This is a genomic window from Kitasatospora purpeofusca, from assembly GCF_036010405.1.
Lineage (GTDB): Bacteria > Actinomycetota > Actinomycetes > Streptomycetales > Streptomycetaceae > Kitasatospora > Kitasatospora purpeofusca.
Genome location: NZ_CP108561.1, coordinates 887,512 through 899,332, shown reverse-complemented (window position 1 = coordinate 899,332; position 11,821 = coordinate 887,512). Strand labels below are relative to the sequence as shown.

Genomic DNA, 11,821 nt, shown 5'->3' with positions numbered 1-11,821 from the left:
GTAGGTTGTCAAAGCGGGCCGCCGACCCTGGACGCCCGGCAGGAGAGCAGAGGTGGCGGGCCCGGTGGAGGAAGCGATGGGCGAGGGTGTCGCGGCGCGGCGCGAGCGGTTGATGGAAGGGCTGCGGATCTACGGCGGCCACTACGCCGAGCTCAGCCGGCGCTTCGCGGCCTGGCTGGGACTGCACTCCACCGACGCGGTCGCGGTACTGGAGATCGCCGCCGCCGAGGAGCGCGGGACCCCGCTGTCGCCGGCCCGGCTGAGCGAGCGCATCGCCCTGTCCACGGGTGCCACCACCGCACTGCTGAACCGCCTCGAAGCGGCCGGGCACATCACCCGCACCCGCGAGCACTCCGACCGGCGCATCGTCACCCTGCGCGGCGGCCCGCACATCCAGGAGCGGGCGGACGAGTTCTTCGGTCCGCTCGCCGGCCGCCTCGATGCCGCGATGTCGCCCTACCCGCCACAACTCCTGGAGCAGTTCGAGCGGTTCATGGCCGATCTGAACGCCACCATGGACGCCCACCTCGCCGCGGGCGACGCACCCACCGCGCAGCGGTCGCGCGGCAAGCTCTAGGGTGCGGGGCATGCACTCGCTGATCGCCGCCCTCGCCTCGAAGGCTGGGCGAGGGCCGAGCGGTGCCGTGTGCGAGGCCCGGGGGTGTGTGGCGGCGCGTCGTGGCGGCGTACGGCCGGACGGGCCTGTCGAGGTCACCCCGGGGACGTAAGTTCTCACCCGTTCGGCCCGCCCGGGTTGCGGGCGACAGCCGGTTTTCCACGTTCGTGTGCAAACGTGTGTCGCGTCCGGCCGTCCTCGGAGGCGGTCGGCCAAGGCTATTGACCATCCATCAAGGAGAACCTGAGATGTCGGTTCGTGGAAAGCTCCGCCAGTTCGCCGTGATCGCCACCGTCGCCGCCGCGGCGGCCGTGATCGCGCCGACCGCCGCGGTGGCTCACGGTGGGGGCTCGCAGCCGTCCGCCTCGTCGGGCCTGCAGGCCGGCAACGGTGCGGTCGGCCTCGTCGGCCCGCGCGGCAGCTGGGTGCAGTACTTCGACCGTTCCAACGGCTGATCCCACGCTCCTCGAACGCCCCGGGGCCGAGGCCCCGGGGCGTTCGCGCGCGCCCGGCGGGGCGGTCCTCCGGACGCCGCGCTGCGCCCACCGGAGGACGCTGCGGAGTGTTGCGCCGGATCGTGCCCGGAGGGTCCGCCCATAGTGCGGACATGACCTTCTCCCGCACCAGGGCGCTCGCCGCCGCCGTCGTGACAGTCGCGACCCTGACCTCCGTCGCCCTCCCGGCCGGACCGCCGGCCGTCGCCCGCGCCCTCGCCAAGTCCCCCTCGCCCGCGCACTCCTGTGTCCGCTCGGACCCCGACGCCGACCCCCGGGCCCGCGAGGTGCTCGACATCGCCCGGCAGGTCCAGCAGGAGCTCGACCTGAAGTCGGTCATCCTGCGGGTCACCGTCGACGGACACGAGCTCGTCACCGGCGCCCTCGGCGAGTCGATGACGGGTGTTCCGGCCGAGCCCGCGATGCACTTCCGGGCCGGCTCGGTCGCCTTCCCGTTCCTCGGCATCGTCCTGCTGCAGCTCGCCGAGGAGGGCCGGATCGGCCTGGACGACCCGGTCGCCCCCTGGCTGCCCGACCTGCCGCAGGCGGACCGGATCACCCTGCGGATGCTCGGCGACACCACCTCCGGGCTCGCCGACTACGTCACCGACCAGGGCTTCCTGGACGCGCTCGCCGCCGACCCGTTCCGGCACTGGACCCCGGAGGAACTGGTCGCGATCTCCACCGCGCAGAACTTCTGGTACGACCCCGGGACCAACTGGAGCTACTCGCACGCGAACTTCGTCCTGCTCGGCGAGGCACTGGAGAAGATCACCGGCACCCGGCTGGACCAGCTGCTGGAGCAGCGGATCTTCGGGCCGCTCGGCCTGCGCCGGACCGCCAACAGCTTCACCCCCGACATCCCCACCCCCGTGCAGCACGCCTTCACCGCCTCGCGCGGCACGTACGAGGAGTCGACGTTCTGGAACCCGTCCTGGACCACCGCCCCAGGCGCGGTGCTGATCAGCGACATCTGTGACCTGACCCGCTCGGTGGAGGCCGTCGGCACCGGTGAGCTGCTCTCCGAGCAGTCCTTCCGGACCCAGCTGAACCCCGGCACCGTCGGCCTGCCCGGTCCGGTGCACGGCTGCCCGCAGGACGTCTGCCTGCCGCAGACCGAGGCCCAGCACTTCGGCCTGGGCGTCATCGTCGACCGGGGCTGGATCCTGTCGAACCCCTCCTTCTTCGGCTACGCGGCGATCGAGGCGTACCAGCCGGACGAGCACCTGGCCATCGCCGTCAGCACGACGCGGAACTGCGGGGCCCCGGACCGCAACACCGCGCAGGAGGTGGCCGGCCGGATCGCCGCCCTGCTGGCCCCGGACCACCCGCTCAACGTGGGCTGACCCGTCGTCGGCGGTCCGTGAGCTCCGCCGGGCGGTCGGTCCGGTGGAGCTCCGGGCGCGCTGCCGCTGACTACCGGCGCTACCGGGGCGCGAGGTCGGGCTCGGGGTCGGTGGCCAGGCGGGCGTGCAGGTGCTCGTCGTGGTACGTCCCGTCGCCGAAGCGGAACGAGGCCCGCAGGGTGCCCTCGGGGAGGTAGCCGCACTTCAGGGCCAGTCGGCAGGACGCCTCGTTGCCGACGGCGTGGGCGACCTCGATCCGGCGGGCGTCGGCCGTCCGGAAGCCCCAGGCGGTGACGGCCCCGGTGGCCCGGCCGATCACTCCCCGGCCGCGTCCGGCCGGCGGGGCCCAGTAGCCGATCATCGCCAGACCGTCCGCGCGGTCGGTCCAGCGCAGGTTGACGCAGCCCAGCAGGGCGCCGTCGGCGGCGTCCAGCACCGCGAACGGCGCGGCCGTGCCCTTGTCCCAGCTCTCCTCGCGGGCCTCCAGCCAGGCCAGGGCGGCGGCGGGGTCGCGGGTCGCGAGCGGATTCCAGAGGGCTATCAGCGGATCGGCCGCGGCGGCGACCAGGCTGTCCAGTATCGGGCCCGGCTCGGCGTCGGCCCGCTCCCACGGCCGGAGCACCACGTCGCCCAGGTCGAGGGTGGTGCGGCGGAAGGTGCGCGGCTCGGCGCCGTCCGGGCCGGCGTGGACGGGTGCGGGGACGAGTGCGGGGACTGGAGTGCTCATGGGCGTCCTTCCTACCGGGTCGTCAGGCGCGCCGCCAGCGGTTTTCCTTCGGCGGAGGCCCGCTCCGGCGGGTCAGTGGAAGTCGAAGGCGGGCGCCGTGCCGGCGGAGCGGGCGGCGAGGTGGACCGGCCAGACGAGGGCGAGGTCCTGCCAGGGGAGGCCGATCGGCGCGAACACGGTGGGCCGGTCGTCCGGCCGGGCCGGGACGGTGCCGCGCAGGACGTCGGCGAACTCGACGGCGAGGTCCGGGTCCGGGCCGGGGCCGTGCAGGACCCCGGAAGCGGTGGCGAGGGCACGGTCGTCCACCACGAGCCGGCTCGCGCGCAGCAGGGCGGGGGAGAGCTCGGTCTTGCCGCGCTCGTCGAAGCCGAGGGCGGTCAGGTGCAGACCCGGCCTCAGTACGTCGGCGTCCAGCAGGGGTTCGCGCGACCAGGTGGCGGTGATGACGATGTCCGCGGCGTCGACGGCCGCCCGCGCGGTGGGCACGGCGCGGCCGATCGCCGCGGCCCGGTCCGGGTCGAGGTCGTGGGCGACCACCTCGTCGACCGGCCGCAGGGTGCGCAGCGCCCGGAGCGTGGCCCGGCTCTGCGCACCGGCGCCGATCACGGCGACCGTCCGGGCCTGCTCCGGTGCGAGCACGTGGGTGGCCAGCGCGGCGGCCAGGCCGGTGCGCCAGGCGGTGACGGAGGCGGAGTCCAGCAGTGCCAGCAGTTCGCCGTCGGCCAGCGAGTGCAGGCAGACGATCCCGCGGAGCGCGGGTGTCGCGCCGGGGAACTTGGCGTTGACCTTCACGGTGTAGGCGGGCACGTCGGGGAGCAGTCCGGGGAGCAGGCACATCGCCGTGCCGGGGCCGGGGAGCGCGCTGCCCACGCGGTGGGCGGGCGGCAGCCGGTCGGCGGTGCGGAAGCCCGCCTCCAGGGCGGCCAGCGCGGTGGGGAGGTCGAGGGCGGCCTCGACGTCGGCACGGGAGAGCAGTTGGGTCATGGGGGAGAGTCTCCCCCGGCCGTCCGGCGGGGGCGCAGCACTGGCCGACGGGGCCCGTGCGCGGGGCCGGGGGCGCGGACCTCGGCCGCGAGGCGGGGGACGTCCTCGGCCAGGCCGTCGACCAGGCGCCGGGCGGCCTCCGCCGTTCCACCGTCGGTGCCGGGCAGGGCGAGGAGGAAGTGCGCGAGTCCGGATCATCACATGCGCGACACCTGGATGTGCGGTCCCGGGGCGGAAGGTTCGACCCGGTGTGGTGTGTGACATTTCATCAAAGGGGTGATCTGCGCGACGTCCGGTGCTACGGTCGGATCATGTCCAAGGCCGAAATCGACCAGCTGACCGCCGAGTTCTTCGGGGCGTTCGACAACCGGGACGGCCGAGGTGCCGATGTGGCCCGGCTGCGCCGCCTGATGCTCCCGCAGGGGGTGATCGTCAGCACCGCTCCGGCCTTCACGGTCTACTCCGTCGAGGAGTTCATCGAGCCGCGCGAACGGCTGCTGGCACCGGAAGGGCGGCTGGTCGGCTTCTCGGAGTGGGAGACCTCCGAGCGGACCGAGATCGAGGGCGACGTCGCCTCGCGCTTCGGCGAGTACCGCAAGTACGGCCTCTTCGACGGCAAGCCCTACGAGGGCGTCGGGACGAAGACGATCCAGTTCGTGCGGACCCCGGAGGGCTGGCGGATCACGGCCTTCTCCTGGCACGACCGGGCCTGACCGGACCCTGAGCTGACCTGACCTGACCTGACCTGGGCTCACCTCGTCTGGGCTCGCCTCACTTCACCCCGCCTCGCCCCACTGTCCGGCGCCGGGCGGTCCTCGGCGGCCCCGGGTCGGCGGTCGGCCGACGGCATGGCAGCATCCCGGGTGTGGTGATCTACGACGAACGACTCTCCGTCCCGCTGCGCTGGTGGCTGGCCGCGCTGGTGGCCGCCGGCGCGCTCGCGGCGGCGCTGCTCCCGCTCTCCCCGGTGATCGCCGTCGCCGCCGGCACGGTCCTGCTGATGGCGCTCGCGCCGGCGTTCGGCCGGTACGGCGGGGTGCGGATCCGGGTGTGCGACGGCGTTCTGGTGGCCGGTCCGATCGTGCTGCGGGGCGAGCACGCGGGCGCGGTCGAGGTCCTCGACCAGGCCGCCGCCTTCGCCTGGCGCACCCGGCTGGCGAGCCCCCGGGCCCGGCTCCTCATCCGCAGCTACCTGCCCTGCGCGGTCCGGGTGGAGGTCGCCGAACCCTCCCTCCTCTGCCCCTACGTCTACCTCTCCACCCGCCGCCCGGCCGCCCTGGCCGCCGCGCTCGCCGAGGCGCGCGACCACTGCACCGCCTCGGCCTCCCACGGCCGCTGACGGCCGCTCCGGTCCGCCCCGCTCCGGTCCGCCTCGGCCCGGCGCCCGCGCCGGACGCAGCGCCCGGGCCGCCGGACGCGCTCGGGGCGCACTCTTTGGCGCCCTGGGGGGTGTGTGCTGCGGGGGTGCAGCAGTGGGAATGGACCTGTCCGTCAGTGACGGATGGGACTGGTGGTTCTGGTGCGAGTTCAGGTGCTGGTGGGGTTCGGCGCGTTCGGGGTGTTCTGGGGTGCCTGGGGTGCGCTGATCCCGGAGGTCCAGCGGCAGGCCGGGGTGGGCAACGCCGAACTGGGCGTCGCCGTGCTGATGATCGGGCTCGGCGCCCTCGGCTCGATGCGACTGGCGGGCGCGGCCGTGGACCGCTTCGGCCGCTCGGCCGTCGCCGTGATCCTCCTGTTGATGGCGGCCGCCGCCGTACTGCCCGGTCTCGCGCACGGGGCGAGGGCGCTCATGGCGGCGCTCGCCGTGCTGGGCGCGGCGTCCGGGGCCGTCGACGTCGGGATCAACACGCTGGCGAGCGAGGAGGAGGGCCGCTCGGGCCGGTTGATGAACGCCGCCCACGCCTGTTTCTCCGCCTGCGTGGTGCTCGGCGCCCTCGGCTCCGGTCTCGCCCTGGAACGCGGCCTCCGGGCGGACCGGGTGCTGCTGGTGACCACCGTGCTCCTGGCCGGCGCGGCCGTGGTGATCGGGTTCCCCGGCCCGGCGGGGCCGCCGTCGGCCGTGTCCCGTCGCGACCGGCGGCGGCCCGCCGTCACGGACCGGCCGCTGCTGGCCCTCGGGGCGCTGTGCGGACTCGCGTACCTGATCGAGAACGCCTGGCAGAGCTGGAGCGCGGTGATGCTGCGCTCGGTCTTCCACACCGGTTCCGGCGCGGCCGCCGCCGGTCCGGTGGTGTTCGCCGCCGCCGCCGCGGTCGGACGCCTGGCCGGGCACGGGCTCACCGCCCGGCTGCCGCAGCGGCACCTGCTCGCCCTGGGCGCGGCGGTGGCGGCCGTCGGCACCCTGGGCGCCGCGCTGGCGCCGGGCGTGCGGTCGATGCTGGCGGCGCTCGTCGTGGCCGGTCTGGGCACCTCGGTGTGCACGCCCACGATCCTCTCGCTGGCCGGGGAGCGGGCTCGCCCCGAGGCCCGCTCCGCCGCGGTGGCGGTGGTCGCCTCGATCGGCTACGGCGGCTGCCTGTTCGGGCCCGCCGCAGTCGGCCTCACCGCCTCCTCGGTCGGCCTCCGGGCCGCCCTGTGCGGCGTCGCGGGGACGGCGGTGGTGCTGGCTCTGGCCTCCCTGCTGCCCGGTGCCGGTCCCCGGTCGTCCCGGCCGCTCGACGCGGAGGGTTGAGCCGGCGCGGGCGGGGCGGGAGGGTGCGCCGGTCGCTGATCCCGTCCGTCTGATCGGGTGGAGCTGGGGTGCCCGTATCTGTGGTGTGATGGGCGGATGATCGACGAAGGTTTCGCTGCGGAGTGCCTGGGCCCGGTGGGGGAAGCGGTCCGGCGGGCGGCGGCTGCCGAGATCATGCCGCGCTTCCGCTCGCTGACCGCCGACCAGGTGGCCGAGAAGAAGGGCCCGCACGACCTGGTGACGGTCGCCGACCGGGGTGCGGAGGAGCACCTGACGGCCGCGCTGACCGAACTGCTCCCCGGTTCGGTCGTGGTGGGGGAGGAGGCGGTCGACGCGGACCCGGGCCTCTACGCGGAGCTGGGCGGTGACCGGCCGGTCTGGATCGTGGACCCGATCGACGGGACCCGTACCTTCGTCCGCGGCGACGAGGGCTTCTGCACGCTGGTCGCGCTCGCGCACCGGGGCGAGCTGCTGGCCTCCTGGACGTACTCGCCGGTCCGGGACGAGATGGCGACGGCCCTGCGGGGCGGCGGCGCCCACCTGGACGGCGTCCCGCTGTGGGCCGGCCCGCCCGAGTCCGGGACCGCGCTGGAGATCGCCGCCTCCCACCCCCGCTTCACCACGCCCGACCGCAAGCGCGCGCTGCTGGGCCTGCGCGCCGAGGGCGTGCGCACCCGGCCGTGCGCGGGATCGGCGGGGCTGGAGTACCTGGCGATCGCCCGGGGCGCCGTCGACGCCACGGTGTTCGCCTGGGAGAACGCCTGGGACCACGCGGCCGGACTGCTCCTGGTCGCCGAGGCGGGCGGCGCCCACGCCACCCTCACCGGCGCGCCGTTCCGCCTCGCCGGCGGCAACGCCCTCCCCTTCACCACGGCCCGCGACGCCGGGACCCTGACCCGGATCCGGAGTCTCCTGCTGGGCGAGGCCCCGGCAGGGTAGCCCGGTCCGGGCCCGCGTCGGTCGGGCCCGCGTCGGTCGGGCCCGCGACGGCCGGGCCCGCGTCGGCCGGGCCCCGGGGTCAGTCGGGCCCCGGGGTCAGTCGGCGACCTGCTCCCGGACGGCGTCCGGGAGGCGGCGGCCGGTGACCGTGCGCCAGGCGCGTTCGACGGAGCGGGGGCCGAGGTCGACGGCCAGGCGGCGCAGGCCGACCACGCTCGGCCAGGTCGCCGGGTGCGGGAACTCCTCGAAGGCGGTGATGCTGCGGACCAGCCACTCCATCGCCTCCCGGGGCCGTCCCTGCTCCGCCGCGAACAGCCCGAACTGCCCGAAGGTGCGGGCCAGTCCGGGGGTGTCGCCGATCCGGTGCGAGACCTCCAGCGCCTTGCGGTACCGGGCCTCGGCGTCGGCCGCCCGGCCGCCCGCCTGGGCGGTCAGCCCGAGCTGGTGGTGCCCGGCCGAGACTCCGACCCGGTCGCCCAGCTCCTCCCGGAGCGCCAGCGCCCGGGTGTGGCGACGCTCCGCCTCGGCGAGGTCCCCGCGCTGGGTCGCCACCAGGCCGAGCTGGTGCTCGCCGAGCGCGGTGCCCGCCAGGTCGCCGAGGTCCTGCCGGATCTCCAGGGCCTTGCGGTAACGGGCCTCCGCCTCCGCGAACCGCTCCCGCGCGGCGGCCAGCACGCCGAGCCGGTGGTGGGCGTCGGCGGCGCCGGCCCGACTGCCGGACTCCTCGGCGAGGTCCAGCGCCCGCTCGCACCAGTCCTCCGCCTCGTCGAGCCGGCCCAGCTCGGCCGCGACGGCGGCGAGCCGGTGGTGGAGCTCCGCCGCGACGGACAGGTCGGCCACGGCGCCGACGGCCGTCGCGCGGACGGCCGCCAGCGCCCGCCCGAAGCACCCGTGGGCGTCCTCGAAGCGGCCCTGCTCCTCGGCCAGCACGCCGAGCCGGTGGTGGCAGGCGGCGGCCCGGCCGGTCTCGCCCAGGCGCTCGAAGAGGTCCAGGGCCTGCCGGACCAGCCGCTCGGCGTCGTCCGGTCGGCCGAGCCGCTGGGCGATCACCCCCAGCTGGTGGTGGCCGATCGCGAGGCCCTCCACGTCCCCGAGCCGCTCCAGCAGGGCCTGCGACCGCAGGTACCACTCCTCGGCCTCGCCGAAGTCGCCCCGGTCGACGGCGATCCCGCCGAGCCGCTGGTGGCAGTCGGCCAGCTCGTCGAGCTGCTCGGCACCGGGCGGGTGCAGCTCGGCGGCGCGGTGGATCTCGCGGAGGGCGCGCTCGGCCCCGTCCACCACGCCCAGCCGCAGCAGCCGCCGGGCGTCGGCGCCGACCACGTACAGCCACAGGGACCCGGCCGGGCTGTCGAGGACGGGCGGGGTGCCGTCGGCCTCCTCCACGGCGGTCCGCACCCGGTCGATCCAGTGGCGGGCCTCCAGGTCCGTGCCCCGGGCGTTCCAGTGCTCGTGCAGCGGGCGGACGAGCGCCAGTGCCTGCAGCCACAGGCCCCGGTCGAGGGCCCGGGCGAGCATCGCGCCGATCGACGGCCGCTGGAGGTCGAGCGCGGTCAGGGCGAACTCGGCGCTGCCGTTGTGCAGCTCGCGGCTGAGCAGCAGACAGAAGTTGACCTGGGCGCCGAGCAGGGCCTGCAGCCCGGCCTCGTGCTGCTCGGCGAAGCCGGGCCCGGCCGCGCGCCATCCGGCGGCCAGTCGGGCGGCGACCGTCGGGTGGACCCGGTAGGCGGTGCGGCCGCAGGGCGCCAGCAGACCGAGCTCCGCCGCCCGCAGCAGCAGTCGCTGCCAGTCCTCGGTGCCGAGGCCCCGGAAGCGCTCGGGCGCGAGCGGATGGCGGGAGAGCAGGGCGAGCACGGTGGCGTCGGCGACCCCGTGCACGAGCGAGACGGCCGACAGCGCCCGGCGGTCGGCCGCGCCGAGGCGGGCCAGCGCGTAGTCGGTGCTCAGCGTGAGCGCCGCCGGAACGGCCTCGGGGGTGGGCGGCGGGCTCCCGTCGGCCGGGGAGCCGGGCAGCGCGGCCGCGCCGCGAACCAGCGTGTCCAGCGTCTGCCACGGCTCGTGCGAGTCGAGCGAGGACAGCGCGAGCCGCATGGCCAGGGGGTGTCCGCCCAGCCACTCCAGCAGTTCGCCGAACACCCGCAGACCGCGCCGGCGGACGGTGTCGGGGGAGCCGGGGGCCCCGGTGGAGTCGGCGGAGGGGGCGAGCAGGTGTTCGGCGAACTCGACGGTCTCGCCCGGGTCGAGGCCCGGAACCTCGATCCGCAGAGCGGCGGGGCCGAGCCAGTCCTCGTGGGTGCGGCTGGTGAGCAGAACGGTGCTGCTCCCCTGCCGGGCGACCAGGTCGAGCAGGGCCCGGAGTCCGGCGCGCTCCTCGTCCGGCACCTCCGGGTCCGAGGCCAGGGAGTCGACGTCGTCCCAGATCAGCAGCAGTCGGCGGGTGGTCAGCGCCTGTTCGACGGCGGCCCGGCGCTCGGCGGGCGGGAGCGGGTCGAACTCCTCGGGTGCGAACAGCCGGCGGCCGATCCGCTCGACCACCCCGGCCGCGACGGGCCCGGCGGCGCCCGTTTCGAAGGCGTGCAGGACCACGGCGTCCGGCCCGTCCACCGCGCCGGTCTCCCGGCACCAGCGGCCGAAGGCCTTGGCCAGTTCGGACTTCCCGATGCCGGCGGCGCCGTGGAGGAGGACCACGCGGTGCCGTCGGGTCGCGGTGTCGAGGCCGAGCAGCAGTCCGTCCCGTCCGACGAACCCGCCGACGGGTGCGAACTCGTCATGGTGGTCCGGGGTGTCCGGCGGCTCGGTTGCCGCCGTGGCGTCGGCCGTCCCGTGCTCGTCGGCGAGTTGCACGGCCCCAGCGGTGTCCGGTCCCGGCAGTGCCGCCCCGGGCCGGCTGTACAGGGCCGGGACCGTCCAGTCGGCCAGCGGCAGTGGGCCCCTGGGGGAGGTGCGTCGGTCCTGCGTGGCGAGTCGGCGGCGCCCTGCGGCCACGGCCAGGGCCACCGGATCGCCGGTGCGGAGCCGCTCGTAGCAGATGGCCAGGAACCCGGCGGCGGCCGGCGCGTCGAGGTGGTACGGCAGCGCGAGCACGGCGTGCGCGCCCCCCTGGAGCAGCCGGGACGCGGCCACGGCCTCCGGCAGTCCGGGCTCGGGGGCGGACCGGCCGGTGGTCAGGACCACCAGCGGGACGGGGACCGTGGCCGGCACGTCGGTCGGACCGGGCCCGTCGAAGTGGAGGACGTGGAACGGCCGGCCCTCCTCCCGGGCCTCGTGCAGCACCTCGGCCAGCCGGTCCGGCGTCGGTGGGCGGAGGACGGTGGGTTCGACCGCGGCGTGTTCCGCGCGCAGGAACCGCAGCAGCGTCGGAGTGAGGGGCCGGTGGTCGGGGCGGGCCGGGTCGTCGGGGGTGGCGACGACCAGCAGTACCCGCAGCCGGGACCGGGCGGTCCGGGGGGCCGGGCTGCCGCCGTCCTCCGTGCCCGGTGTCCGGCGGCTCAGTACGACGTCGTCCAGCACCAGCGGCACCGGTCGCTCCGGGTCCGTCATCAACTCCCAGGGGAGGGCGAGCAACTGGGCGGAGCCCGAGCGCAGCACGATCTCCAGCCCGCCGCCGCGCCCGCGGGCCCGGAGGTAGGCGTCCCGGCCCGGTCCGGTGCCGAACAGCGCGGAGAACACCCGCGCGCCCCAGTCCGGGAGCTGCCGGGCGATCTGCGGACCGCGCTCGCCGTAGGCACCGAGCGGGGTCCGCAGGTAGTCCTCCAAGTACCAGCGCAGGCTCTCCATCGGCGCGTCGGCCAGGGGCCGGCGCAGCCATCCGGCGTCGACGGCGGGTGCGGGGGACATCTCCCCGGACGGCTGTTCCGTCACCAGCATCCGGCCGTCGGCGTGGAGGTCCACCACCAGACGTTCGACCACAATCGCCCCCAGCGAGAGCGGAAACGGCCGGGCGGTCGTTCCGCTGCGGAGCACAGGGTAGCGGCGCGGTCGCCGTACCCGCGCGTCCGGGCGCAAAGTGCCGGTAACGATCGGTCAAAGTGCGCCGCGAGGCCGGGC

General features: G+C 76.0%; 10 protein-coding genes. 7 read left to right on the top strand and 3 right to left on the bottom strand.

What is annotated here, in order from left to right; all coding sequences use genetic code 11:
- Positions 1-76: 76 nt before the first annotated feature.
- From OG715_RS03965 to OG715_RS03955, 3 genes are all read left to right on the top strand, one after another.
- The gene (locus OG715_RS03965; protein ID WP_407661089.1) at positions 77-577 is read left to right on the top strand and encodes a MarR family winged helix-turn-helix transcriptional regulator; all 501 of its coding nucleotides are present in this window, start codon (positions 77-79) and stop codon (positions 575-577) included.
- 287 nt (positions 578-864) lie between these two features.
- Positions 865-1,071 (top strand): hypothetical protein, encoded by a 207-nt coding sequence (locus OG715_RS03960; RefSeq protein ID WP_030395545.1) that lies wholly within the window; start codon positions 865-867, stop codon positions 1,069-1,071.
- Between the two features lie 152 nt (positions 1,072-1,223).
- Positions 1,224-2,456, top strand: a complete 1,233-nt coding sequence (locus OG715_RS03955; RefSeq protein ID WP_327064086.1) for a serine hydrolase domain-containing protein — start codon at positions 1,224-1,226, stop codon at positions 2,454-2,456.
- Positions 2,457-2,535: 79 nt separating this feature from the next.
- On the opposite strand, the gene OG715_RS03950 is transcribed toward OG715_RS03955, so the two are convergent.
- Together OG715_RS03950 and OG715_RS03945 are read right to left on the bottom strand one after the other, a co-directional pair.
- Positions 2,536-3,183: a GNAT family N-acetyltransferase gene (locus OG715_RS03950; RefSeq protein WP_327064085.1), complete on the bottom strand. Its 648-nt coding sequence runs from the start codon at positions 3,181-3,183 to the stop codon at positions 2,536-2,538.
- 72 nt (positions 3,184-3,255) lie between these two features.
- A complete protein-coding gene (locus OG715_RS03945; RefSeq protein WP_327064084.1) occupies positions 3,256-4,167 on the bottom strand; it encodes an ornithine cyclodeaminase family protein in 912 nt (303 codons plus the stop codon).
- Between the two features lie 311 nt (positions 4,168-4,478).
- Between OG715_RS03945 and OG715_RS03940 the strand changes: the two genes are divergently transcribed.
- The 4 genes from OG715_RS03940 to OG715_RS03925 all read left to right on the top strand — a co-directional run bounded on the left by OG715_RS03940 (position 4,479) and on the right by OG715_RS03925 (position 7,777).
- On the top strand, positions 4,479-4,880 hold the full coding sequence (locus tag OG715_RS03940) for a Cif family virulence factor (RefSeq protein ID WP_327064083.1): 402 nt from the start codon (positions 4,479-4,481) through the stop codon (positions 4,878-4,880).
- Positions 4,881-5,032: 152 nt separating this feature from the next.
- Positions 5,033-5,506 (top strand): DUF3093 family protein, encoded by a 474-nt coding sequence (locus tag OG715_RS03935; RefSeq protein ID WP_327064082.1) that lies wholly within the window; start codon positions 5,033-5,035, stop codon positions 5,504-5,506.
- A 180-nt stretch (positions 5,507-5,686) separates the two neighbouring features.
- Positions 5,687-6,838, top strand: coding sequence for an MFS transporter (locus OG715_RS03930; RefSeq protein WP_327064081.1), 1,152 nt, complete (start codon positions 5,687-5,689; stop codon positions 6,836-6,838).
- Between the two features lie 96 nt (positions 6,839-6,934).
- Positions 6,935-7,777, top strand: a complete 843-nt coding sequence (locus OG715_RS03925) for an inositol monophosphatase family protein (RefSeq protein WP_327064080.1) — start codon at positions 6,935-6,937, stop codon at positions 7,775-7,777.
- Between the two features lie 96 nt (positions 7,778-7,873).
- Here OG715_RS03925 and OG715_RS03920 read toward each other — a convergent pair whose 3' ends face one another.
- Positions 7,874-11,683: a tetratricopeptide repeat protein gene (locus OG715_RS03920; protein ID WP_327064079.1), complete on the bottom strand. Its 3,810-nt coding sequence runs from the start codon at positions 11,681-11,683 to the stop codon at positions 7,874-7,876.
- Positions 11,684-11,821: the final 138 nt, after the last annotated feature.

Coding starts and splice junctions, on each gene's coding strand:
- OG715_RS03955 (WP_327064086.1), top strand. CDS start 1,224: ATGACCTTCTCCCGCACCAGGGCGCTCGCCGCCGCCGTCGTGACAGTC.
- OG715_RS03945 (WP_327064084.1), bottom strand. CDS start 4,167: ATGACCCAACTGCTCTCCCGTGCCGACGTCGAGGCCGCCCTCGACCTC.
- OG715_RS03925 (WP_327064080.1), top strand. CDS start 6,935: ATGATCGACGAAGGTTTCGCTGCGGAGTGCCTGGGCCCGGTGGGGGAA.
- OG715_RS03965 (WP_407661089.1), top strand. CDS start 77: ATGGGCGAGGGTGTCGCGGCGCGGCGCGAGCGGTTGATGGAAGGGCTG.
- OG715_RS03960 (WP_030395545.1), top strand. CDS start 865: ATGTCGGTTCGTGGAAAGCTCCGCCAGTTCGCCGTGATCGCCACCGTC.
- OG715_RS03950 (WP_327064085.1), bottom strand. CDS start 3,183: ATGAGCACTCCAGTCCCCGCACTCGTCCCCGCACCCGTCCACGCCGGC.
- OG715_RS03940 (WP_327064083.1), top strand. CDS start 4,479: ATGTCCAAGGCCGAAATCGACCAGCTGACCGCCGAGTTCTTCGGGGCG.